The organism is Streptomyces neyagawaensis, from assembly GCF_023516595.1.
In the GTDB taxonomy this organism is placed as follows: domain Bacteria; phylum Actinomycetota; class Actinomycetes; order Streptomycetales; family Streptomycetaceae; genus Streptomyces; species Streptomyces neyagawaensis.
Map to the genome: position 1 here is coordinate 184,449 of NZ_JAMGBG010000019.1, position 22,831 is coordinate 207,279.

19 protein-coding genes are annotated in these 22,831 nt (G+C 73.2%); 6 read left to right on the forward strand and 13 right to left on the reverse strand.

Annotation, left to right across the window (positions count from 1 at the left end; all coding sequences use genetic code 11):
• Positions 1-114: 114 nt before the first annotated feature.
• From M8J73_RS45240 to rfbH, 3 genes are read left to right on the forward strand one after another with little or no spacing between them, the layout of a single operon-like run.
• On the forward strand, positions 115-1,461 hold the full coding sequence (locus M8J73_RS45240; RefSeq protein ID WP_240501201.1) for an NDP-hexose 2,3-dehydratase family protein: 1,347 nt from the start codon (positions 115-117) through the stop codon (positions 1,459-1,461).
• Positions 1,458-2,516 (forward strand): Gfo/Idh/MocA family protein, encoded by a 1,059-nt coding sequence (locus tag M8J73_RS10915; protein WP_055538347.1) that lies wholly within the window; start codon positions 1,458-1,460, stop codon positions 2,514-2,516. Before M8J73_RS45240 ends, M8J73_RS10915 begins: the two co-directional genes overlap by 4 nt.
• The gene (gene rfbH, locus M8J73_RS10920) at positions 2,513-3,874 is read left to right on the forward strand and encodes a lipopolysaccharide biosynthesis protein RfbH (protein ID WP_055538346.1); all 1,362 of its coding nucleotides are present in this window, start codon (positions 2,513-2,515) and stop codon (positions 3,872-3,874) included. The genes M8J73_RS10915 and rfbH overlap by 4 nt, the downstream gene beginning before the upstream one ends.
• 70 nt (positions 3,875-3,944) lie before the next feature.
• Here rfbH and M8J73_RS10925 read toward each other — a convergent pair whose 3' ends face one another.
• From M8J73_RS10925 to M8J73_RS10955, 7 genes are all read right to left on the reverse strand, one after another.
• Entirely contained in the window at positions 3,945-4,784 is an 840-nt protein-coding gene (locus M8J73_RS10925; RefSeq protein WP_240501199.1) for an AfsR/SARP family transcriptional regulator, read from the reverse strand.
• A gap of 160 nt (positions 4,785-4,944) precedes the next feature.
• Entirely contained in the window at positions 4,945-5,211 is a 267-nt protein-coding gene (locus M8J73_RS10930; RefSeq protein WP_055538345.1) for an acyl-CoA carboxylase epsilon subunit, read from the reverse strand.
• Positions 5,208-6,800 carry an acyl-CoA carboxylase subunit beta gene (locus tag M8J73_RS10935; RefSeq protein ID WP_055538344.1) on the reverse strand — a complete coding sequence of 531 codons (1,593 nt, stop codon included), beginning with the start codon at positions 6,798-6,800 and terminating at the stop codon, positions 5,208-5,210. The genes M8J73_RS10930 and M8J73_RS10935 overlap by 4 nt, the downstream gene beginning before the upstream one ends.
• A 19-nt stretch (positions 6,801-6,819) precedes the next feature.
• Entirely contained in the window at positions 6,820-7,737 is a 918-nt protein-coding gene (locus M8J73_RS10940) for an MBL fold metallo-hydrolase (protein WP_308408344.1), read from the reverse strand.
• Positions 7,734-8,624: a 4'-phosphopantetheinyl transferase family protein gene (locus M8J73_RS10945; protein ID WP_055538343.1), complete on the reverse strand. Its 891-nt coding sequence runs from the start codon at positions 8,622-8,624 to the stop codon at positions 7,734-7,736. The genes M8J73_RS10940 and M8J73_RS10945 overlap by 4 nt, the downstream gene beginning before the upstream one ends.
• Before the next feature lie 2 nt (positions 8,625-8,626).
• A complete protein-coding gene (locus M8J73_RS10950; protein WP_249828532.1) occupies positions 8,627-10,399 on the reverse strand; it encodes an acyl-CoA dehydrogenase family protein in 1,773 nt (590 codons plus the stop codon).
• Positions 10,400-11,088: 689 nt separating this feature from the next.
• Entirely contained in the window at positions 11,089-12,348 is a 1,260-nt protein-coding gene (locus M8J73_RS10955) for an IS701 family transposase (RefSeq protein ID WP_055541905.1), read from the reverse strand.
• A gap of 461 nt (positions 12,349-12,809) precedes the next feature.
• Here M8J73_RS10955 and M8J73_RS10965 point away from each other — a divergent pair, with 461 nt between their 5' ends.
• Positions 12,810-15,842 (forward strand): AfsR/SARP family transcriptional regulator, encoded by a 3,033-nt coding sequence (locus M8J73_RS10965; RefSeq protein WP_274757696.1) that lies wholly within the window; start codon positions 12,810-12,812, stop codon positions 15,840-15,842.
• A gap of 179 nt (positions 15,843-16,021) precedes the next feature.
• On the opposite strand, the gene M8J73_RS10970 is transcribed toward M8J73_RS10965, so the two are convergent.
• The 4 genes from M8J73_RS10970 to M8J73_RS10985 all read right to left on the reverse strand — a co-directional run bounded on the left by M8J73_RS10970 (position 16,022) and on the right by M8J73_RS10985 (position 19,777).
• Positions 16,022-16,270 carry a hypothetical protein gene (locus M8J73_RS10970; protein WP_157873094.1) on the reverse strand — a complete coding sequence of 83 codons (249 nt, stop codon included), beginning with the start codon at positions 16,268-16,270 and terminating at the stop codon, positions 16,022-16,024.
• Between the two features lie 194 nt (positions 16,271-16,464).
• Positions 16,465-17,631 (reverse strand): ATP-grasp domain-containing protein, encoded by a 1,167-nt coding sequence (locus M8J73_RS10975; RefSeq protein WP_249828533.1) that lies wholly within the window; start codon positions 17,629-17,631, stop codon positions 16,465-16,467.
• A gap of 56 nt (positions 17,632-17,687) precedes the next feature.
• Positions 17,688-18,266 carry an NADPH-dependent FMN reductase gene (locus M8J73_RS10980; protein WP_055539105.1) on the reverse strand — a complete coding sequence of 193 codons (579 nt, stop codon included), beginning with the start codon at positions 18,264-18,266 and terminating at the stop codon, positions 17,688-17,690.
• A 938-nt stretch (positions 18,267-19,204) separates the two neighbouring features.
• Positions 19,205-19,777: a YbaK/EbsC family protein gene (locus M8J73_RS10985; RefSeq protein ID WP_249828534.1), complete on the reverse strand. Its 573-nt coding sequence runs from the start codon at positions 19,775-19,777 to the stop codon at positions 19,205-19,207.
• Positions 19,778-20,146: 369 nt separating this feature from the next.
• Here M8J73_RS10985 and M8J73_RS10990 point away from each other — a divergent pair, with 369 nt between their 5' ends.
• Entirely contained in the window at positions 20,147-21,028 is an 882-nt protein-coding gene (locus M8J73_RS10990; protein ID WP_055539771.1) for a Bax inhibitor-1/YccA family protein, read from the forward strand.
• Positions 21,029-21,124: 96 nt separating this feature from the next.
• On the opposite strand, the gene M8J73_RS10995 is transcribed toward M8J73_RS10990, so the two are convergent.
• A complete protein-coding gene (locus tag M8J73_RS10995; protein ID WP_055539772.1) occupies positions 21,125-21,355 on the reverse strand; it encodes a DUF4287 domain-containing protein in 231 nt (76 codons plus the stop codon).
• Positions 21,356-21,458: 103 nt separating this feature from the next.
• On the opposite strand from M8J73_RS10995, the gene M8J73_RS11000 reads away from it, so the two are divergent.
• A complete protein-coding gene (locus tag M8J73_RS11000) occupies positions 21,459-21,770 on the forward strand; it encodes a hypothetical protein (RefSeq protein WP_206187893.1) in 312 nt (103 codons plus the stop codon).
• Between the two features lie 27 nt (positions 21,771-21,797).
• Here M8J73_RS11000 and M8J73_RS11005 read toward each other — a convergent pair whose 3' ends face one another.
• A complete protein-coding gene (locus M8J73_RS11005) occupies positions 21,798-22,580 on the reverse strand; it encodes a hypothetical protein (RefSeq protein ID WP_055539773.1) in 783 nt (260 codons plus the stop codon).
• Positions 22,581-22,831: the final 251 nt, after the last annotated feature.

The following is a 22,831-nucleotide window of genomic DNA, read 5'->3' on the forward strand; positions in this document are numbered from 1 at the left end:
AGATCCATCAGAAGGGCCCTAAACCCCAGGTCACCGCCGCGCCCCGACTTCGAGCCCCCTTCTACCGCCGTGCCGAATGCTGGCGGCACAGCAGCCGACCGGGAGGGCCCCACCGTGTTCCCCACTGTGTTCCGCTTCCGACAGACGTCGGAGTTCCTCGACTGGTTCGCCGAACGGAACCGCACCCACCGGCACCGGGTGACGCCCGTGCCGCTCGACGCCCTGGACGGCTGGGCGAGCGACCCGGAGACCGGGAACCTGCGGCACCGCACGGGGAAGTTCTTCACCGTCGAGGGCGTCGAGATCACCACCGGCCGCCGGGAGACCCGGTCCTGGACGCAGCCGATCATCGTGCAGCCCGAGGCCGGCATCCTCGGCATCCTCGTCAAGGACTTCGGCGGCGTGCGGCACTTCCTGCTCCAGGCCAAGATGGAGCCGGGCAACATCAACGTCCTGCAGATGTCCCCGACCGTGCAGGCCACCCGGTCCAACTTCACCCGCGTCCACCAGGGCGGCGCCGTCCCGTACTTGGAGTACTTCCTGGCGCCGCCCCGGCGGCGGGTCCTGTTCGACGCGCTCCAGTCCGAGCAGGGCTCCTGGTTCCACAGCAAGCGCAACCGGAACATGATCGTGGAGCTGCCGCCCGACGAGGACGTGCCGCCGCGCGAGGGCTTCTGCTGGCTGACCCTGGAGCAGATCGGGGACCTGCTCGCCCTGGACAACATCGTCAACATGGACACCCGCACCGTCCTGTCGGGCCTGCCGGCGCCCTGGCCCGACGACCTCGGCGGGCCCGGCGCCGAGGACCGCGGCCGGCACTCGATGACCGAGCTGCTCAGCTGGTTCACCGACGTCAAGGCCCCGCAGGACCTGCACCGGCGTCGTATCCCGCTCGCCGAGGTGAAGGGCTGGACCCACACCGGGGACCGTTTCGTCCACGAGGAGGGCCGCTACTTCTCGGTGATCGGCGTGGACGTCGAGGCGGACGGCCGCGAGGTGGCCCGCTGGTCGCAGCCGATGCTGGCCCCCGCCGGACGCGGTGTGATCGCCTTCCTCACCCGGTGGATCGACGGCCGCCGCCATGTGCTGGTGAACGCCCGCACGGAGGCCGGCTCCCGCGACATCGCCGAGATGGCGCCGAGCGTGCAGTGCTGCCCGGCCAACTACGAGGGCCGCCCCGAGGACGAGCGGCCCCGCTTCCTCGACACGGTCCTGTCGGCGGACCCGTCGCGGATCCTGTTCGACGTGGTGCACTCGGAGGAGGGCGGCCGCTTCCACCACGCCGAGAACCGCTACCTCGCCGTCGAGGCCGACGACGGCGTGCCGCTCGACGCGGGCGAGGACCACATCTGGATGACGCCCGGACAGCTCGGCAGCCTGCTGAGGTACTCCAACCACGTCAACGTCGAGGCCCGCAACCTGCTGACCTGCCTGCGCTTCCTGCGGCAGCGGGACCGATGACCGGGCGCACCGTACGGCTCGGCCTGCTGGGCGCCGCCGACATCGCCGTCCGCCGGGTCCTGCCCGCCGTGTCCCGCGCGCCCGGCATCACCCTGACCGCCGTGGCGAGCCGCGACCCCGATCGCGCGAGGACCTTGGCCGCCGCGTACGGGGCCGACGCGCTGCCCGACTACCGGGCGGTGCTCGCCGACCCCCGCGTGGACGCGGTGTATGTGCCGGTGCCTGCGGCGCTGCACGCCGACTGGGTGCGCGCCGCCCTGGAGGCGGGCAAGCACGTCCTCGCCGAGAAGCCGCTGACCACCGACCCCCGCACGACCGCCGAACTGGTCGCCCTGGCCCGGAAGTCGGGGCTGGTGCTGCGGGAGAACTACCTGTTCGTCCACCATCCGCAGCACCGGGCGGTGCTCGACCTGATCGCACGGGGCGCCGTCGGCGAGGTCCGCGCGGTCTCGGCCGCCTTCACCATCCCCCCGCGGCCCCCGGCCGACATCCGCTACCGCCCCGACCTCGGCGGCGGCGCCCTCCTCGACGTCGGCGTGTACCCGCTGCGGGCCGCCCAGTTGCTGCTCGGCCCGGAGCTGCGGGTCGCGGGCGCGGTGTTGAGCACCGATCCCGCGCGGGGCGTGGACGTGGCGGGCGCGGCCCTGCTGTCCCGGGACGCGGACGGCGCCACGGCCCACCTCACCTTCGGCATGGAGCACCGGTACACGTCCCGCTACGAAGTGCTCGGCAGCACCGGCAGGCTCCGCCTCGACCACGCCTTCACCCCACCCCCCGACCACCGCCCCGTCCTGCTGCTGGAGGGCCCGGACGGCGTCCGGCGCCACGAGCTGGAGCCGTACGACCAGTGCCTCGGCGGCGTCGAGGCGTTCGCCCACGCGGTCGCCGGCGTCGAGGCGACCGGCGGCCCGGGGGGCGGCACGACCGACGACCCGAGCGACGACCCGACCGGCGACGAGGCCGGTACGTCCGGCGCGATCAGTACCCGACAGGCGGAGCTCACCGCCGACATCCAACGACAGGCCCAGTACGCCGTGGGAGGCGATGCTCGATGACCGAGACCCTGGTGACCGGTTCCCCCGAGGCCAAGCAGGAGCGGGCGGCGGCCAAGGCCCGCATCCTGGAACAGGTCCGTGACTACCACGCCCACGGCGACCAGCACGGCGGTGGGGGAGGCGCGTTCGTGCCCGGCGAGACCGAGGTGTGGCCCTCCGGCGCCGTCTTCGACGCCGAGGACCGGGCGGCGCTCGTCGAGGCCGCGCTGGAGATGCGGATCGCGTCGGGGGTCAGCTCCCGCCGCTTCGAGCGGGACTTCGCCCGGTACTTCAAACTGCGCAAGGCGCACCTCGCCAACTCCGGTTCCTCCGCGAACCTGCTGGCGCTGTCCGCGTTCACCTCGCACCTGCTGGAGGACCGCCGGCTGCGGCCCGGCGACGAGGTGATCACCGTCGCGGCGGGCTTCCCGACCACCGTCAACCCGATCATCCAGAACGGCCTCGTGCCCGTCTTCGTCGACGTCGACATCCCGACGTACAACACCACCCCGGAACGGGTGGCCGCGGCCATCGGCCCGCGCACCCGGGCCATCATGATCGCCCACGCCCTGGGCAACCCGTTCGCCGTCGAGGAGATCGCCGCGCTCGCCGAGGAACACGACCTGTTCCTGATCGAGGACAACTGCGACGCCGTCGGCTCGACCTATCGCGGCAAACTCACCGGCACCTTCGGCGACATCGCCACCACCAGCTTCTACCCGGCGCACCACATCGCGATGGGCGAGGGCGGCTGCGTCCTCACCAGCAATCTGTCGCTGGCCCGGATCGTGGAGTCACTGCGCGACTGGGGCCGGGACTGCTGGTGCGAGCCGGGGGAGAACAACCGCTGCTTCAAGCGGTTCGACTACCAGATGGGCACGCTGCCGCACGGCTACGACCACAAGTACATCTTCTCCCACGTCGGTTACAACCTGAAGGCCACCGACCTCCAGGCCGCCCTCGGCCTGAGCCAGCTCCGCCGGCTGGACGCCTTCGGCGACGCCCGCCGCGCCAACTGGCGCCGGCTGCGGGAGGGACTGGACGGCGTGCCCGGACTGATCCTGCCCGAGGCGACGCCCGACAGCGACCCCAGCTGGTTCGGTTTCGCCCTCACGGTCCGCCCCGAGGCCCGCTTCACCCGCAAGGAACTGGTGGACTTCCTGGAGGCCCGAAAGATCGGCACCCGCCGCTTCTTCGCCGGCAACCTCACCCGGCACCCCGCCTACCAGGACCGCCCCCACCGCGTGGTGGGCTCCCTGGTGAACAGCGACCTCGTCGCCGAGCACACCTTCTGGGTGGGCGTCTACCCGGGCCTGGACGAGCAGCGCGTCGACTGGATCGCCGAGAGCGTCCGCGACTTCGCGGCGAAGAAGTCCTGAGCCGTACGGTCCCCCGACACACGTTCGCCCCCGCCGGCCCAGGGCCGGCGGGGGCGAACGTGTGAGGTGCTCAGGTGAAGACGGGCAGTCGCGTGGGGCCCTGCGCGGTGTTCCCGGAACCGGAGTGCGGGGTCCCCCGCGTCCCGCCGTCCGGTCGGGAACCCAGCAGCTCCAGCTGGAGCCGCTGAAGGTCCGCGGAGGGCTCCAGGCCCAGCTCCTCCGCGAGGATGCGCCGCAGGTTCTGGTACGCCTGGAGGGCCTCCGCGCGCCGCCCGGAGGAGCCGAGCGCCATGATGAGCCGGCTGTGGAACCACTCGTTGAGCGGGTAGTCGTTGACGAGCTTGCGCAGCTGGGGAATGGACTCGCGGTGCCGGTTCAGCCCGCCCTCCGCCTCGATCCGGATCTCCAGCGCCCGGATGCGCAGCTCCTCCAGGTGCACGATGTGCCCGGTGAGCAGGTCACCGGCGGGGATGTTGGACAGGGCGGGCCCCCGCCACAGCTCCAGGGCCCCGTCGATCCTGCGCACGGCCGACTCGTAGCGGTGCGCCCCGAGGTCGGTGTGCGCCTCGGCGACCAGCCGCTCGAAGATCCGTATGTCGACCTCGTCGTCCTCGACCTGGACGGCGTAGCCGGGGGCGCGGGTGACCAGGAGGGGCCGCTCGGCGGGGACGAGGTTCTCGGCCACGAACATGCGCCGGGCGTGGTAGACGTAGGTCTGGAGCGTCGTGACGGCGCTGCGGGGCGGGCTCTCGCCCCACAGCTCGTGGATGAGGGAGTCGGACGTGACGATCTCGTTCGCCCGGGTCAGCAGCAACGCCAGGGTCTGGCACACCTTCGGCGTGCTCGGCAGATACGATCTGCCGTCCTGCGCGACGATCTCGAACGGGCCTATGAGGTTGAACCGCACCACGCTTGCTCCTCTTCATGTGGGGGCGAAGAATGCCGGTTGCCGCGTTCTGTGAGGTGATGACCAGAACGGTAGGCGTGGTGCGAGGTGCCCCCCTACGCCGACAGGGCGAGAGTGTCACTCTCGCCCTGTTCTCCTTGCGGCGCGGCGTCCTGACGGGTCGTCACGCCGCCGAGCGCCAGCCCGGCAGGGAGCGCGCCGTCCAGGCGGGCGCCGGGCGGCGCTCCGGGCCGCCGTCCCAGGACGCGCCGCGCAGCGGCGCCGCGGTGCCGTCGTCGGCCTGCGCGGCCCGCAGACGGGCCGCCAGGACGACGGCCAGCGCGGCCAGTTCCTCCGGTGTGGGATCGCCGCGGGTGATCCGCCAGGACGCGCCGCTGAGCACGTCCCGCGTCTGCGCCTCCGGTCCGGTGGGCGTGCCGTCGGCGCTCACTGGGGCTGGTTCCCGTGCTTGCGGCTGGGCAGCGGCGCGTGCTTGGAGCGCAGCACGGACAGGGTGCGGATGAGGACGGACCGGGTGTCGGCCGGGTCGATGACATCGTCGACCAGACCCCGCTCCGCCGCGTAGTACGGGTGCATCAGCTCCTCCTTGTACTCCTTGACCAGGCGGGCCCGCATGGCCTCGGGGTCGTCCGCCTGCGCGATCTGCCGGCGGAAGACGACGCCCGCGGCGCCCTCCGCGCCCATCACGGCGATCTCGTTGATCGGCCACGCCAGCGACACGTCCGTCCCGATGGACCGCGAGTCCATGACGATGTAGGCGCCGCCGTAGGCCTTGCGCAGGATGAGCTGGACCCGTGGCACGGTGGCGTTGCAGTAGGCGTACAGCAGCTTGGCGCCGTGCCGGATGACACCGCCGTGCTCCTGGTCCACGCCCGGCAGGAAGCCCGGCACGTCCACCAGCGTCACCAGCGGAATATTGAAGGCGTCGCACATCTGCACGAAGCGGGCGGCCTTCTCGCTGGCCTCGATGTCCAGCACCCCGGCCATCCGCTGGGGCTGGTTGGCGACGACGCCCACCACCTCGCCGCCCATGCGGGTCAGCGCGCAGATCACGTTCGGCGCCCACCGCTCGTGGACCTCGAAGAACTCGCCGTGGTCCGCGATCTCCTCGATGACCTTCGTCATGTCGTAGGCCTGGTTCGGGTCGGCCGGCACCAGGTCCACCAGCGCCTCCACGCGCCGGTCCGAGGGGTCGCAGGTGGGGCCGCCGGGCGGCGTCTCCCGGTTGTTCGACGGCAGGAACGACAGCAGGTGCCGTACGTCCCGCAGGCAGCACTCCTCGTTGTCGTACACGAACCCCGCCACCCCGGACCGCTCGGCGTGCACATCGGCGCCGCCCAGGTCGTCATGGGTGATCTGCTCGCCGGTGACCGCCTGCACCACGTCGGGGCCCGTGATGAACATCTGCGAGGTGCCGCGCACCATGAACACGAAGTCCGTCAGTGCGGGGGAGTAGGCGGCGCCGCCCGCGCAGGGCCCCATGATCACGCTGATCTGCGGGATCACCCCGGAGTTGCGCACGTTGCGGCGGAAGATGCCGCCGTACCCGGCGAGGGCCGTCACCCCCTCCTGGATACGGGCGCCCGCGCCGTCGCACAGCCCCACGACGGGCGCGCCCGCGGACTCCGCCAGGTCCATCAGCTTGTGGATCTTCTGCGCGTGCGCCTCGCCGAGCGCGCCGCCGAAGATCCGGAAGTCATGGGCGTACGCGAAGACGGGCCGGCCGTCCACCGTGCCCCAGCCGGTGACGACCCCGTCCGTGTGCGGACGGCGGTCCTCCAGCCCGAAGCCCGTGGCACGGTGCCGGCGCAGCCCCTCGATCTCGACGAACGAGCCCTCGTCGAACAGGATGTCCAGCCGCTCCCGTACGGTCAGCTTGCCCCTCGCCTTCTGCGCCGAGGTGGCCTTCTCGCCCGGCCCCGCGACCACCGCCGCGCGCAGCGAGGTCAGCTCCTGCACCCGTGCCCGGGTGGTGCCGGCGGCCGCCGGCGCTTCCTCGGTCTCCTGGATGACACTCACTTCTGCCCCTTTCGGTCTCTCATGCGTGGCATTCGGGGAGGCGGCCGTGGAACTCGACCATTTCCGAGAACAGCAGTCCGATGTCGAGAGGATGGCCTGGCGGTGCGCCGCCGGCCTCCGCGAACGCCCGGTGCAGATTCGGCACCAGCCGCTCGCTGTCGAGGAGTTCCGCGTACGGGCCGAGGTCGGCCTCCCGCGCGGTCTCCAGCGGGGTCAGACCCGCCGCGAGGCCCCGCCCCGCCAAGTCCTGCACCCAGCGCAGGTACTCCTCGGTGGTGTCCAGCAACTCCGGCCCGCCGACCGGGCCGTGACCGGGCACGACGACCCGCGGCCCGAGCGCCCGCAGCTTGCCGACGACGTCGATCGTGCCCGCCACGGACCCGGTCAGGCAGAACGGCGTGGCCCCGTTCATCACCAGGTCGCCCGCGAACAGCACCCCCTGCTCCGGCAGCCACACCACGGTGTCGTTGGTCGTGTGCGCCACGCCCGGATGCGTCAACTCGGCCCGGACATGGCCCAGATGCAGCGTCACCGGCTCACGGAACGTCAGGGTCGGCAGCTCCACGGCCAGATCGCCCCAGCACACCTCGGGCCACAGCCCGGTCAGATGCAGCTGGGCCAGGTCCATCTCGGCGCGGGTCGCCTCGTGGGCGATCACCACCGCGTCGTCCGCGAAGAACCGGTTGCCGAAGGTGTGGTCCCCGTGCGGATGGGTGTTGACCACATAACGCGGGGGACGCGTGGCGACGGCAGCGACCGCCTCCCTCAGCGCCAGTGCCCGTGCCTCGGTGGCCGCCGTGTCGATCAGCGCGGGCCGCCCGCCGGCGGTGATCAGCCCCGCGTTGTTCAGGCACCAGCCGCCGTCCGGCTGGACGTACGCGTACACCCCGTCGCCGACCTCGACCATGCGGGCGTCCGCCGGGGAGTGCCGGCTCACGCGGTCCTCCCCGTGCCGTCGCCGTCCTCGGCGCCGGTCGTGGCCAGGGCGTCCTTGCGGGAGCAGGTCATCACCGCCCGCATCAGGCCGCTGTCCACCATCCCGGACGCGTCCACCGTCCCGGCGGCGGCATGGGGCGCCGGCCCCACGGCCGCGCTGAGGGTGCACCGGTCGTCGAGGGTGTGGGTCTCGAAGTGCCAGCCCCCGTCGTCGGCGGGCAGCCCGTCCGTGCCCAGCAGCCGCGGCGCGGCCGTCCGGGTCGACGGGGTGGTGAACCCGAACGAACGGAACGACAGGCGCATGCCGAGGCCCAGCGCCTTCGTGTACGCCTCCTTGAGCGTCCACAGCCGGATCACCGCGGCGTTGCGGTCCTCCTCCGGTAGCCATCCCAGGGCCGCCCGCTCATGGGCCGTGCACACGTCCTCCTCCAGGCCCGTGCCGTACGCCGCCCTGTCCTGCGGTTCGACGTCCACGCCGATCGGGCCCAGCCGGCTCAGCCCCACCGCGACGACGTCGCCCGTGTGGCTGAGGCTCACGTCCAGCCGCCCGCACCCCCGCAGATACGGGCGGCCGTTCGGGCGGCGGGCCAGCTCCAGGTCGGCCGGGTCGGCGCCCAGCACCGCGGCCGCCCCGTGCTTCAGCACCAGGCGCGACACGGCGAACCGGGCGCGGGCCTCCTCACCGTTCACCGCCAGGTAGCGGCCGTACTCGTGACCGAGGAGCCCGCGCAGGGCGGGACCGCGCGCCGCGGGCGCCCATTCGCTCGCCAGGCCGTACGCCAGCCCGTACCCGCCGTCGCGGACGGCGCCGCTCAGCGCCTCCCAGGGACCGTCGGGGGAGGTGACGCGCAGCGGAGGCGGCCCTGCCAGACCACGGCGTACGGACATGCTCATCCCTTCTCGCGGTGCCGGGCCGGTGTGCCCAGCGCGGTGTCGTACAGATCGAGGCTGTGACCCTCGCGGCAGCGCCGTACGGCCTCGGCGAGCATCACGTCCTCGTGGTCGGCCGAAGCGGCCGTCACCGGCAGGCCGAGACGCACACAGATCCGTCCCAGCGCGGTGAGCAGCCAGGCCGGCTCGGCGAGGAACCCGCCGGTGCCCGCGCGCCGGGCCGCACGCCACACCCCGAGGCAGGCGGCGGCCGCGGCGAGCAGCGCGTAGCGCTCGCTCAGGGCGAAGCCGCGCGGGTTGGCGAGCACGGCGGGATCCAGCTCGGGCAGCCGCCGGCACTGGTCGCGCAGTGCGGCCAGTTCGTCCGAGAGCGCGGTCGGCCAGTTCGCGAGCCCCTCGTCGGCCAGCCCGTCGCGGGCCCGCGCGAGCAGCACCGTCAGGCCGTCGTCGGCCGCCGCCAGTTTCAGCCGCGCGCCCGCCAGGGGCGGCACCGGCCCGTCCGGCCGGAACAGTTCCGCCAGGGCCGGCGGCCCCTGAGCCGTCCAGGAACGTCGGGCCAGGGTGGGCAGTTGCGGCAGCAGCGTGGCGAGGGCGGCGGCCGATCCGGCGGGGCCGGGCGGCATCGCCGCGAGATCGCGGACCTGCTTGTGGAACGTGCCGAGACCGTCCCCGTCCCGCAGCGAGTCGGTCCCCAGCACCGTCATCAGGTCGCCCACGCCCTCCTGCAGCAGCCGCAGCACCAGATACCTGGCCGCTGCCGACCAGATGCTCGACCGTTCCGGCATCAGGTGCAGCGAGCGCAGCGTCACCAGCGACAGGCAGTCCGCGGCCAGCAGGTCCGCGAACGCGCCCACCACGGTGCGGCGCGTGACCCGGGAGCGCATGCCCCGCACCCCGCCCCGCTCCGTCAGCACCGCAGTCAGCACGGCGCGCAGAGCGGTGTCGGCGCAGCCGACCGCCATCGACGGGAGCAGCGGGAGGCGGGCCTGCGCCACCCGGCGGGTGACCCACTGGCCGTCGCCCACCTCGCCGATCACCGCTCCGGCCGGCACCGTCCAGTCGTCCAGCACGAGTTCACCCGCCGGGATGCGCGGCGGAACGCCGACGTCGTACGGCGACAGCTGTCCCACCGCGCCCGGCGGCAGGTCCCCGCGGCGCAGGAGCAGCACCGACTCACCGTCGCCGCCCGCGCCCGGCCCCGCGTGCCGGGGCACCACCACGAGTGCCGCGGCGCGGGGGGCGTTCACCAGCCCGGCCGTACGGCCGGTCAGCCGCAGCGGCGCCCCGCCGTCGGCGGTCAGGCCCTCCTCGACGGCCGCGCCGCCGGCGATCCGCTCACCGGCGAGCAGCAGGCGGGCGGTGGCGGCGCGCTGCCCGGCGGTGCCGAAGCACCACGGGTACAGGGCGGCGCCCAGGGAGGCGGAGCCGTAGCCGCGGCCGAGCGCGGCGTCCCGCCGGAACACCGCCCGCAGCAGGGCGGCGGCCTCGTCCAGTCCCGCCAGGCGCCCGCCGTGCTCCTCGGGCACGAAGTCCTCGTGCAGCCCGAACGACGCGAGCGACGGCTCACCGCCGAGCGGCAGGTCCCCGCGGCGCTCCGCCGCGAGCACCCCGGCGTCCCCCAGCGGGTTCGCCGCGTCGCCCGGGTCACCGAGCACCGCCTCCAGGGCGGCCCGCCGCTCCGCCGGACCACACGGAGGCAGGACCTGCCGCGGGACTCCCACCTGCCGTACGGCATCCACCGGGACCCCCGCGACAGTCCCTGCCTCCGTCATCGTCGTCTCCTCGCATCCGCTGCGTACGCAACGCTCGCGGAGAGGGCTGGAGGTCGGCTCGGGGTGGGCTCGAACGAGCCGGGGGGCCGGTCGGGGAATGGGGGTGGTGCCGGGTCCGGGTCGGGCGAGGGCCTGGTGCGGGGTTCCGGCTGGGAGCCGGGCGGGTGCCGGGCGGGTGCCGGGTCTGCGTCGGGGCAACGGGCGGGTGCCGGGTTCGGGCGGGGAACGGGCGGGTGCGAGGAGGGCCTGATCGCCGACGGCGGGGCGTCGCCGCGGCTGACCGGCCGTACGGCGGGGCTGGTGAACGCCGCTCCCGCGCCGCGGGTCTCGTGGTGGTGCCCCGGCACGCGGGGCCGGGCGCGGGCCCGGACGGGCCTGATCGCCGGTGACGGGCGCCGCTGCGGCTGACCGGCCGTACCACGGGGCTGGTGAACGCCCCTCCCGCGCCGCGGGGCTGTTGGTGGTGCCCCGGCACGCGGGGCCGGGCGCGGGCGGCGATGGTGACTCGGCGCTGCGTCCTGGGCAACGGGCCGCCGCCGGGGCCCGGTTGAGGAACGGACCGGTGCCCATGCCGGGGCGCGGGCTGGAGTCGGCCCCGGCGCAGGGGTGTTGAGCGGGAGTCGGCCCCGGCGCACGGGCGTTGAGCGGACGACACGAGCCCCGGCGCCGCCCGCCCCCGCCGGACGGTGCTACGCCGCGCGCACCCCCTGCACGGCCCGGCGGTCACGGAGTACCGCCGCCGCGTGTGCCGCCGACGCGAGGGTCATGTGCCGGTGCCAGCCCTGGAAGGAGCGGCCCGCGAAGTCCCGTATCCCCGTCTGTTCGGACACCTGACGGAAGGCCAGCTCCACGGTGTCGGCCAGCACGGCGAGCGCGAGCGGGGTCTCGTCGGAGCGGTACGGCGCACCGGTCCCGCGCGCTGCGCCGACGCCCGGAGGCGCGCCCGGGACGGGGGCCGTGCCGCAGCCGGAGTGCGTGCCCAAGCCGGACGGTGTCCCCGAGCCGGCGGGCGTGCCCGAGCCGGGGGCCGGGCCGAGGGCCGGCGTGGTGGCCAGCCAGTAGCGGTCGGGGCCCCGGGTTCCGGCCGTCCACCGGGCGAGGAGCAGCAGCGGCTGCCGTGGGGCGGCGGGCAGGACGACCGGGAGCGCGGCCCGTACCCCGCGTCCCTCGGCGGGCCGCCACAGCCACCGGCACCCGGCGACGAGCTGATCGGCTGTGGACGGCCGTTCGCTGTAGCTGTGCAGGACGGCGGGGTCGACCCGCAGCGGCGTCGACGCGGGCACCCGGACGACGGCGGGGACCCCGGCCGGCACGAGCATCCGCAGCATCCGCGTGGGATCGAGTCCCTCCGCGTCGATGACGACGGGCCGCCGCGACGGCAGGCCGCGGCTCGCGTCGAGGGCGAGTCGGCCCGCGACCTCCTCCGGCCCGGCGGGCAGCGTGCCGGCCGGGATCTGCGCGCGGCGGCGCCGGCCGGGGTCGTCCAGCCAGGTGCGGGTGAGGAGCAGCGACCAGTCGCAGGGGACGGCCGTGTGCTCGGACGCCAGCCAGGCGCCGTACGCCTGCTGCCCGTGGACGGTCAGGCCGAGGTGCGGCACGAACTGCTGGTCGACGCCCACGGAGTGCGGCCCCGCCTTGGGGATCACCAGGGGCCGGACCACCCACGCGCGGGGAGCGACGGTGTCCTCGACGTACCCGGCGAGCGCGTGCCGCACCCGCGTCCAGTCCCACGAGGAGTTGCTGATGAAGTGGTGGACGCTCTGCTTGGCGGGCTCCCGGTCGGCGGGCTCGCCCTCCATCCAGTCGGCGATGTTCCGCAGCGTCTTGCGTCCGGGCACCGACAGCAGGGCCCGGACGTACTGTTCCGCCTTGAGCCGCTGGCCGCGCCGCGGCATCGAGGCGAACAGCCTGGAGCAGATCTCTGCGACGTGGTCGCGATGGTCGTACATCGGCCTTCCCCCTCCGGACGGCGGCCGGAGCGGCTACTCCCGGCCAAAAAACACACTGGCCGTCGGCGGTACCGAGCCTTTCCCGGCCCGATTCCGCATCGGTCCCGCATGGCGGGAAGGCGCTGGCGCCGTGCGCCACAGGGGCAGAACGGGCGCTCCGGAACGAGGGGTTGAAAATGGCCACCGGTTGACCTGGTGAGCCGTCACGGGAAATAAGCGTTTACCGTGACACTGCGGTTGCGGAGCGTACAAGTTTCAATTGATGCGATCGAACAAGCCTGCATAGAATCTGGCAGCTGTCGATCAGACCTGAAAGATCGTCGACGGGGGGCTGTGCGAAGATGGCACATCGTGCTGCAGAAATTCGGAGCCCGAGATTCCGAATCCTTGGCGTTCTCGAAGGCTGGTACGAGGATTCGCCGCTGAAACTGGGCGGGGCTCTGCGTTCGCGCACACTGGTGATGCTGCTCCTGGAAGCGAACCGCGTTGTTCCCGTGCCGCGCCTGGTGGAGGCGGCCTGGGACGACAATCCGCCGATCAGCGCCTCGCACCAGATCCGCAAGGCGGTCGCCGAACTACGGCAGCGCATACCGGGCGGGGCCGAGATGATACTGACCGACGGCCCCGGCTACCGGGCGTCGGTGGGCGAGGACCAGCTGGACCTCAGCCAGTACCGGTCCCGGCTGCGCAGGGCGCGCAAGGCCGTGGAGGAAGGCCGCCGGGCCCTCGCCGCGGAGGAGCTCAGGGCGGCGATGGAGCTGTGGCGCGGCCCGGTCATGGCGGGCTTCGGCGGCTCGGTCATCGACGCGGCCTCGGCGGCGCTGGAGGAGCAGCACCTGGCGGCCGCCGAGCAGCTGTTCAGCCTCCAGCTGTCGGCCGGCGAGGCGTCGTCGGTCGTCGGCGAACTGCGGGTGCTGGTCAACCAGCACCCGCTGCGCGAGACCCTGCGCGGACAGCTGATGCTGGCGCTGTACCGCACGGGACGGCAGGCCGAGGCCCTGGAGGAGTACGGGCGCGTCCGCCATCTGCTCGCCGAGGAACTGGGCATCGACCCCAGCGGGGCCCTGACGAAGCTCTACGAGGACATCCTGCGGCAGAGCCCCGAACTGGCCCTGCCCGAGCCGGTGAGGGAGCCGACCGCGCCGCCCGCCACCGCTCCGTCCCCGCCGTCGGCCGAGCCCGGCCCGACCACGCCGTCCGCCCTCCCGGCGCCGTCCGCCGCGTCGATGCCCTCCGCCGCGTCGACGCCCTCGGCCGTGCCCGCCCCGCCCCTGCCGGCCATGCCCTCGGCGCCGAGCACACTGCCGTATGCGCTGCGGGACTTCTCCGGCCGGGCCGCCGAGATGGACTGGATCCGTGAGACGGCCCTCGACAAGGACGGGGTCTGGGCGCACATCGTCGCCATCGACGGCATGGGCGGAAGCGGCAAGACCGCGCTCGCCGTGCAGGCCGCCCACCAGCTCGCCCCGTACTGGCCGGACAGCCAGCTCTTCGTCGACATGCGCGGATTCACCCCCGGCCAGGAGCCGCTCAGCTCGGCCGCCGCGCTCGACGCGCTGCTGGCGTCGGCGGGGGTGCCCAGCGAGGAACTGCCCGACGACCCCGCGGCCCGTACCGCGCTGTGGCGTTCGATCACCGCGCAGCGCAGGCTGCTGATCGTCCTCGACAACGCCGCCACCGCCGACCAGGTCATGCCGCTGATCCCGGCCTCCCCCGACTGCCTCACCATCGTCACCAGCCGTCCCCGCCTGGTGGACCTGGACGGCGCCCGCTGGCTCTCGCTGGACGTGCTGACCGACGACGACGCCACCGAACTGCTGGCCCGGACCCTCGGCCGGGAGTGGGTGGAGCGCGAACCGGAGGCGTGCGCCCAGCTGATCCGGCTCTGCGGCCGGCTGCCCCTCGCGATCCGGATCTCCGCCGCCCGCCTCAGGAACCGCTCCCACTGGACGATCCAGCGGCTCGTGGACCGGCTGTGCGACGAGACCCGCCGCCTGGACGAACTCAACTCCACCGGCCGCAGCGTCGCGGTCGTGCTGCGCATGTCGTACCAGGCGATGGACGACGGCAAGCGCACCGCCTTCCGGCTGCTCGGCCTGCACCCCGGCCGGAACATCGACCCCGCGGACGCCGGGGCCCTCCTCGACTGCCACCCCCATGACGCCGAGGAGGTCCTGGAGCATCTGCTCGACGCCCACCTGCTGGAACAGCACGAGCCCGGCTGGTACCGGATGCATGATCTCGTCCGGAGCTTCGCCCGCGGCCTCCTCGGCACCGAGCAGGCCGCGGAGCAGGAGAACCAGGCGGTGGGGCGGCTCCTGGACCACTATGTGCTGACGGCGGAGAGCGCCTGCGACACGCTCTTCCCGAAGCGGCCCCGGTTCCCGGAGTTCCTGCCGCCCGGCCGCCCCCTCCACCCCGGCTTCGCCACGGCCGACGAGGCCCTCCAGTGGCTGGACCGGCAGCGGGACAGCCTGCTGTCGGCGGTGGACCTGGCCGTGCGGAACGGCCACCTGCTGCACGCCGCGTACCTGCCGCGCGCCCTCGGCTTCCACTCCCACATCAGGAACTACCCGCACGACCTCCAGGAGACCAACCGGGCCGCCGTCGCGGCCGCCCGCAGCCTCGGACAGCCGGTCCTGCTGCGCATCAGCCTGACCAACCTCGCGATGGGGCAGTGGCGGCTCGGCCTGTACGAGGAGTCCGCCGCGCATCTGCGGGAGGCGCTGGACGTCGCCCGCGGCGGCGACCGGCTCGGCGAGGCCGTGTGCATGAGCAGACTGGGCCAGGTCTACAACAGCCTCGGCAAGTTCGCCGAGGCACTGGAACTGCTCACCGGCTCGGCGCGCGTGCAGCAGGAACTCGGCCAGGTGCGGGAGGAGGCGGTGAGCCTTGGCCTGCTCAGTTCGGTCAACGCCCGCCTGGGCCGCTACCAGGAGGCGGCCGACGCTGCGGCACGCTCGCTCGCGCTGTACCGGGAGATCGGGGAGATCAGCAACTCGATCGTCTCCCTGTCGACGCTGGCCCTGGCTCTGCTGGGCCTACGAAGACCGCAGACCGCCCTGGAACGGCTCGACGAGGCGCTGCAACTCTGCGACCGGCTGAACAAGCCCGCCAACACGGCCCTCATCCTGTCCTACTGCGCCGACGCCTACGTGATGCTCGGCCGGCCCGAGCAGGCGCTGCCCTACATCGAGCGGGCCGCGGAACTGGCCGCCGCCGAGACCACCGCGCGCCGGGCCACGGTGGAGAACGCCGCCGGCCGGGTACTGCGCGCGCTGGGCAAGTTCTCCGAGGCCCGGGACCGGCATCGCAACGCCCACGACCTGGCCTCCGGCATCGCCTTCCGCTACGAGACGGCGCAGGCGCTGCACGGCCTGGCGAGGGCCGGCGAGGAACTCGGCGACTACGGGAGCGCCCAGGAGCACCGGCGCCGGGCCGACGAGCTGTTCGCCGAGATGGGGGTGCCGCGCGAGGCCCGCCGCCTCGCCTGACCCGGCCCCCGCCGGCACCGGACGACCGGTGCCGGAACAGACATCGGGCCCCGGCCTCGTCCTTTCGAGGCCGGGGCCCGCAGCGGCTCCCGTCTGCCGCCGCCCGTGGCCCACCGGGAGACCGGTGGGCAAGCTCGCCCGGGACGCGGTGGATCAGGTGGTACGACGTACCGGGTGGTTCATGCCGCCTGGAGCACCGGCGACCGCCGTACGACCGACGGCCCGTGGTCGTCGTTCAGGGGACCCGACGCCGACGCGACCGAGGGGCCGTGGTCGTCGTTCAGCGGACCCCAGGCGGACGCGACCGAGGGGCCGTGGTCGTCGAGAGGCGCGACCGAGGGGCCGTGGTCGTCGGCCAGGATGACTCGCGCGGCTGCGCCGGAGGGCCCGTGGTCGTCCGCCAGAAGAGAGCCGACCGGACCTGTCACAGCAATCCCCCACATGCCAGCCGTAGCGAAAACGCCGATCACGCCGGTCATCTTGCCGCGCATTCTGTGCCCCTTCGGTGGATGTCATCTCCTCTGACACCACCGACATTTCCAGTACCTCCTCCCGTGCCGTTCCTCTCTTCCGACCTGCGTCTTCCTCGCCTCTGAGCTGGGAAAACAGCACCGTTACCGCCTCATTCCCGCGCCTCTTCCCGCCTTTCTACCCGTCTTTCCGCCGACCGCCGTCCCGTTCCCTTTTCCGGCTGCCCGACCGGTTTCGAAACCGGGTTTCCATCCGGTTCTGAAACCGGCTTCCCGACCGGTTTACAAACCGGATCGTCGACCGGTTTCTCCTCCCGCACGTCGGCGCGGAGAAGTTCCACCGCGCCATCGCTGCGCCGAGCCGCCTCCTGCGCGGTCCCACCGGACACCACCACATATCCGTTGCCGGTGCCGTCCGGAAAAGGAACGGAGTCCCCAGGGGAATAGGGGAAATTCACCGCCTGGGTATACGGCAGGGCACAGATGCTGTCGATTCCCGCGACCGTGCGCAGTCGCCCCGCGGGCATGCGGAAGAAATCGATCGCGGCGAAACGGGCGGGCTCGGGCACCGGGCCCAGCTCCTTGCCGAGGAGAGCGGCGAATACCGCCGCCTCGAGATCGAGGCCCCGGGCGATGTCCACGAGCAGCGGAATGCGGTCACCGCCGAGACCGGCCCGCGCCGCCAGGAGACGAGGACCGTCCGAGGTGGCCGCGAACTCGAAGTGCGCCGGTCCGAAGCGGTGTCCCGCCGCGTCCAGCGCCCCGGTGACCAGCCGGTCCACCACGGACCGGTCCAGCGCAGCGGGCGGCGCGGGATGGAGATGGCCCGTGCCGCGGCGGGCGGTCACCCCGATGACCTGATGTCGTCCCTCCGCGGAGAACGCCTGAACGCTGAATCCCGGCCACTCCGGCACGGGGCCGGAGGGACCGGGACGAGGAAGCGGATCGGGCGGGGCGGGGCGGACACGGCTCAGGGCACGGACGGCGGACGGGGGGTTGGGGGCCCGGCCGAGCCGCCAGCCCTCCTCCAGCGCCGGCAGCACGAGCTCCAGCGGGTCGTCGGCGGACAGATGCAGCACATGGCCGATGCCGTGCCGCCGCACGGTCCCGCTCACCAACGCACGCAGCCCCTGCTCGTCGGAGTGGTCCGTGAGCAGGAGCTCGTGCGAGGCGTCCTCGATCTGGCGCAGGCTCCGCGCGTCGGCGAGGCCGGGATCCCACAGGGACCACACGTCGAATCCGGCGGCGACGGCCTTCCGGACGACCCGGTACCGGGGCAGCACCAGCAGCAGCCGCCGGTCGTCGATTCGACCCGCCATGGTCACGAGCCCGCCTCTCTCTTGTTGTGGAGGAACCGGAGCCGGAACCCGGTCGGTTACGCCGCCGCTTCCTGCGGAGTGGCGGAGAGGTGGCCGGCGACCGCGTCGACCAGACCGTCGAGGGCCTTGACCACGGAGGGCTCGGTGATGACGCCCTCCGGTGTGCGCAGCTCGATCGCGTTGCCGACCGCCACCTGGTCGCAGTCGATGAGCGTGGCACCGCAGTTGCCGAGGATCTGACGGACGTGCGGCTGTACGTTCTCCCCGCCGGCCGGGCCCGGGGAGGCGCTGACGACGACCGTGGGCAGGCCCTCCAGCGGCGCGCGGTCCGCGTCGCCCGGCCGGGACAGCCAGTCGAGGGCGTTCTTGAGGACGCCCGACGGGTAACCGTTGTAGGCGGGGCTGCTGATGATCAGCACATCGGCGGACGCGACCTGCGCCTTCGCGGCGAGCAGCTCGGGTGTGCCGCCGTCGCTCTCCAGGTCCTCGTCGAACAGCGGGAAGTGACGCAGCGACAGCTCCGTCACCTCGTAGCTCTCGTCCCGCTGCTCCAACAGCCGCCGGACGGTGGAGATCACGGCGGCGTTCGCCGACTCCCGGCGGATGCTGCCGGAGGCGAGCACGATCTTGGGCATGGCTTGGGGTCCTCTCCGAGGTTCCTTCCGGGCGCGCGACCCGGCTCCGGTCGTTGAAGGGCGAGCATGCCGGGCCCCGTTCCCGTCCCGTTCCCGTCCTGTTCCCGCCCGCCTCCCCGGGCTGCCATGTGCGGCACCGCGCGGGAATCCGGGGCGTCGGCCGGGAGAGATCCCGGGCCCCGCGCGGAGACGGACGGGGGGGGGAACCGTCTCGCGCGGGACCCGGAAGCGGGGGCCCCGTGGCCCGGGGGCCGCGGGTGCGAAGGCCGCCGGTGTGGGGCCCGGCGGCGGGGTGGGAGCCCCGGCCGGCCGGGGGACAACCGGCCGGGGAGTCGAGGGGGAGCCGGGGACCGCGACGGTGCGTGCGGTGGCCCGGCGGTCTGGGTGGCCCCGTGGCCCGCGTAGGCCCGAGGCTTCGGCGCCGGGGGCCCCGATGGTGCTGCGGGCCAGGCGGCCCGGCGGCCTCGTGGCCCTGTGGCCCGTAGGCCTGGTGGCCCGGCGGTCCGGGGTCCCGTGGCCCGCCTGGGCCCGAGGCTTCGGCGCCGGGGGCCCTGATGGTGCTGCGGGCCAGGCGGCCCGGCGGCCTCGTGGCCCGGTGGCCTGGTGGCTCGGTGACCCGGCGGTCCGGGGTCCCGTGGCCCGCGTAGGCCCGAGGCTCCGGCGCCGGGGGCCCCGATGGTGCTGCGGGCCAGGCGGCCTCGTGACCCCGTGGCCCGGAGGCCCGGACGCCCAGCGGCCTTGTGGCCTGATGGCTCCGCGGCCCGGCGGCCCGGCGGCCCGGCGGTCCGGTGGCCCGGTGGCCCGGCGGTCCGGTGGCCCGGTGGCCCGGCGGTCCGGCGGTCCGGTGGCCCGGCGGTCCGGTGGTCCGGAAGCCTTGTGGTCCGGTGGCCCGGTGGTCCGGTGGCCCAGCGGCCCCGTGGCCCGGCGCGGGTGTCGGCTCAGCCGGCGATCGGTGCCAACCGGGGGCGGGCGAGCACCTTGTAGTCCTCGGTGCGGATCGCGACCGAGAGGTCGAGGCGGCCCGCGGTGAAGTAGATCTCCTCGTGCTCCAGCAGCGCCGGGGCGACGACCAGCTCCAGCTCCGGACCGCAGGCGAAGGGGAGGACCGCGCCCCGCGGGGTCCCGCTGAGCCGCTCCGCCTCCTCCGGCGGGGTGAACGAGGCCGCCGTACCGCCGAACAGCCGGGCCACCGCGACCAGGTCGACCGTCCGGTCGCCCGGCACCACCGCGACGACGTCCCGGATGACGCGGCGGCCCCGCCTGACCCGGACCATGTGGCACCGGGCCGACTGCTCCAGAGGGTTGTCCCGGAGCCTGCTGGCCTCCTCGACACGGGCCTCCGGCGCGTGCGGGATGACCCGGTAGCGGGCTCCCCGCAGATCGAACGTGGTCAGCAGGCGCGGCCAGTCACGGGAGTGCCCCGCGGCGGGAGCGGTGGCCTCCGGGGCGGGCGCGGCCGACGCCTCGGGCGTCTCACCGCGTGAGCGGTCGGTGTCGAGCAGGGTAGGCACCGGATCCCTCTCCTTAGGTTCCTTGGGTCGTCCCTCGGTTCGCCGCGTGCTTTCCGCCGGCACCCGAAAGGTCGCAGGCCCGCCTCCCCTTTCCCTCCTGCCTCGTTCCCGCCCCGCCACCCGCGCGCCCGGAGGAGCGGTGGAGTCCGCCTCGACGCCCGCCCGCACCGCTGCGTTGATCTCCGAATGGTCGCGAGCCGGTAGCGGCTTGGTCAGAGGTTGAGGGGGTTGGGGCGGGGAATCAGGGAGACGCGTAGCGTGTTCGATGACACGGCAGGGGAAAGATCCTCCCTGAGCACTAGAGTCAATCCCTTTGCCTACCTATTACTCTTGAGCCAAGGCCACGCAGGGTGGCCATGGAGGAGTGAAATGAGGAGCAGCAACCCGGTCTTCTCGCGACGGGGGTTCAGCCGCGACAACGGCTACGCGGGCTTCAACACCGCGCCGCAGGCCGGGGGAGCAGCTGTCGGCACCCAGGGCAACCCGTACGCCCAGCAGGGCGCCAACCCCTACGCGACGAACCCGTACGCCCAGCAGGACCTCCAGCACGGCGCCCCGCCGCAGGCCCCGGTCACCGCCGGCCGTATGACGATGGACGACGTCGTCATGCGCACGGGCATGACCCTCGGCACGGTCATCGTCGGCGCCGTTCTCGCCTGGACCCTCCTGCCGGTCTCGCCCAGCAGCTACGGCCTGGCCGTCGGTGCCGCGCTGATCGCCTTCGTCCTGGCGATGGTGCAGTCCTTCAAGCGCAAGGCCTCGCCCGCGCTGATCCTCGCGTACGCCGCCTTCGAGGGCGTGTTCCTCGGCGTGATCAGCGAGATGTTCAACAGCCAGTGGGACGGCGCGCCCTTCCAGGCGGTGCTCGGCACCATGGCCGTCTCCGGCGCCACTCTGCTGGTCTACAAGGCCGGCTGGATCCGGGTCACCGCACGGTACGCCCGTATCGGTCTGACCATCGCGATCGCGTTCATCCTGGTGATGGCGGTCAACCTGCTGCTGGTCGTCTTCGGGGTCGCCCCCGACGGCGGTCTGCGCAGCATGGGCCCGCTCGGCGCGATCGTCGGCATCTTCGCGATCCTGCTCGGCGCGTTCTTCCTGACCCTCGACTTCAAGCAGATCGAGGACGGCATCGCGTACGGCGCCCCGCGTGAGGAGTCCTGGCTGGCCGCGTTCGGCCTCACCATGACCCTCGTGTGGATCTACATCGAGATGCTCCGCCTTGTCGCCATCTTCAGCGGCGACGACTAGCAGGGGGGCGGGCCCGCGCCCGCCCTCCCGCAGTCGGCCAGGCGAAGGGCCCCCGGACCTCACGGTCGGGGGGCCCTTCGTGGTGTCAGGGCGCTCTCAGCGGAGCTTCCTCGCGGCCCTCCTCAGGTCGTACTCATGAACGATGGCTTTGGCATGGCCGTACGCGAGGTCGTACTCGTGCCGGAGCCAGCTGACCTTCTCCTCGAAGTTGTGGAGAGCGGGTCCATCATCGACTTTGCGCAGCCAGTCGGAGATTTCACGACCGGTGCAATGGGGGATGCGGGCGAGCAGATTGCGATGGGTCTCCTCGGAGAAGACTTGGGACATCGGCGCCTCCGGACGAAAGGAAATGTAAGCCGGTCCTTCAGGTCACGTTGCCTGAGTGGCGGCGTGTTGGCAACAGTCCGGTTCCTGCGCGTACGCTCGCGGCGTGCTTGATACGACGCCGTTGACCCGTGCCGTGGACCATTTCGCCGACCGGTTGCGGGCCGCGCCGCAGAGCCGGCTGCAACGGGGCGCCGCGGCGGAGGCACTGGGGCTGGCCAGGGAATTGGCACTGCGTGCCCAGCGGCTGGAGGCGCCCGATCAGGCGCCCCGGGAGATGCCGGACGCGGGCATGTTCGCCGCGGCGGATCAGGTGATGGTCGCCGGGAACGATCTCGCGCTGGTGCTGGCCGACGAGGCCGGGCTGGCGGAGGCGGTGGCGCTGGTGGAGGAGGCCCAGAAGAGGGCGGGTGTGTGATCCCGCCGGGCGCCCCTCGCAGGTCGCCTACAGGGAGGCGATGACCCGGTCCGCCAGGATGTAGACCATGTCGTCGCCGCACTCGAACGTGAGGGTGTACGCGCCCGAGACGCCCGAGCCGCCCAGCAGGACCGGGGTGTCACCGGACTGGAGGGCCTTGGCGAGGCGCTCGGCGGTCTCCCGGTGACCGGGGGTCATGCACAGGGTGGTGCCGTCGGCGAAGACATACACGTCGAGGGTGCCGAGCGGGCCCGGACGGACGTCGGCCAGCTCGGTGCGGGAGGCGGCCAGGTCCTCCAGACAGGCCACGGTGCGCTCATGGTCGTTGGCGACCGGGGACTGCACCGGCACGAAGTCGGGGTGCGAGGGGTGGCGGCGGCGGGCCGCGGCCAGCTCCGCCGACTCCCCGGCGAACTCGTCGCCCTCCAGGCTCGGCTCGGTCACCGGCTCCAGGTGCTCCAGGCCCGCGAAATCGGACTGCCGGGGCAGGAACAGCTCACTGTCGGGCAGACCCAGCAGGGTGGGCGCGTCGGAGGCGTCACGGGCCTCCTGGGCGGCCCAGAACGCCCGCGCCTCGGCCAGCTCACGCTCCCGCTCCTCGGCGAGCGCCTCGGCCACGGCAGCGCGTATCTCCTCCGTGTCCGCGGCCGGACGGGCGGCGGGCACGACGGCCCGCGCACCGGCGGGCCGGCTCTCGGCCAGTTCCTTCCGCAGAGCGGCGACCTGACGGCGCAGCCCCGTGAGGCTGTGCAGGACGGCGACGCCCACGGCGGCGGTGGCGGCCGTGGTGAGCAGCAAGGCGATCGGCATGGCGCTCACTGACGTACTCCCGGTTCAAAGTCGACCCCCGACTTCCTACATCAGCTTGAAGGGCGGACTAACCAGCTGTCAGTGCGTAACGTCACGAAAGGGACAGGACTTTGCCTGGGTGTTTCGTGGTGAAACGGCTCTGACCTGCGTAAATCGCTCTCCGGGGGGAGATAGGTCACATCCTGGGGGAGATTGGATCACAAAACGGCCCGGAGCCCCGGGGATTCCGGGACTCCGGGCCACAGCGTCAC

Coding starts and splice junctions, on each gene's coding strand:
- M8J73_RS10915 (WP_055538347.1), top strand. CDS start 1,458: ATGACCGGGCGCACCGTACGGCTCGGCCTGCTGGGCGCCGCCGACATC.
- rfbH (WP_055538346.1), top strand. CDS start 2,513: ATGACCGAGACCCTGGTGACCGGTTCCCCCGAGGCCAAGCAGGAGCGG.
- M8J73_RS10945 (WP_055538343.1), bottom strand. CDS start 8,624: ATGTCCGTACGCCGTGGTCTGGCAGGGCCGCCTCCGCTGCGCGTCACC.
- M8J73_RS10950 (WP_249828532.1), bottom strand. CDS start 10,399: ATGACGGAGGCAGGGACTGTCGCGGGGGTCCCGGTGGATGCCGTACGG.
- M8J73_RS10955 (WP_055541905.1), bottom strand. CDS start 12,348: ATGTACGACCATCGCGACCACGTCGCAGAGATCTGCTCCAGGCTGTTC.
- M8J73_RS10965 (WP_274757696.1), top strand. CDS start 12,810: ATGCTGCTCCTGGAAGCGAACCGCGTTGTTCCCGTGCCGCGCCTGGTG.
- M8J73_RS10975 (WP_249828533.1), bottom strand. CDS start 17,631: ATGGCGGGTCGAATCGACGACCGGCGGCTGCTGCTGGTGCTGCCCCGG.
- M8J73_RS10980 (WP_055539105.1), bottom strand. CDS start 18,266: ATGCCCAAGATCGTGCTCGCCTCCGGCAGCATCCGCCGGGAGTCGGCG.
- M8J73_RS10990 (WP_055539771.1), top strand. CDS start 20,147: ATGAGGAGCAGCAACCCGGTCTTCTCGCGACGGGGGTTCAGCCGCGAC.
- M8J73_RS10995 (WP_055539772.1), bottom strand. CDS start 21,355: ATGTCCCAAGTCTTCTCCGAGGAGACCCATCGCAATCTGCTCGCCCGC.
- M8J73_RS11005 (WP_055539773.1), bottom strand. CDS start 22,580: ATGCCGATCGCCTTGCTGCTCACCACGGCCGCCACCGCCGCCGTGGGC.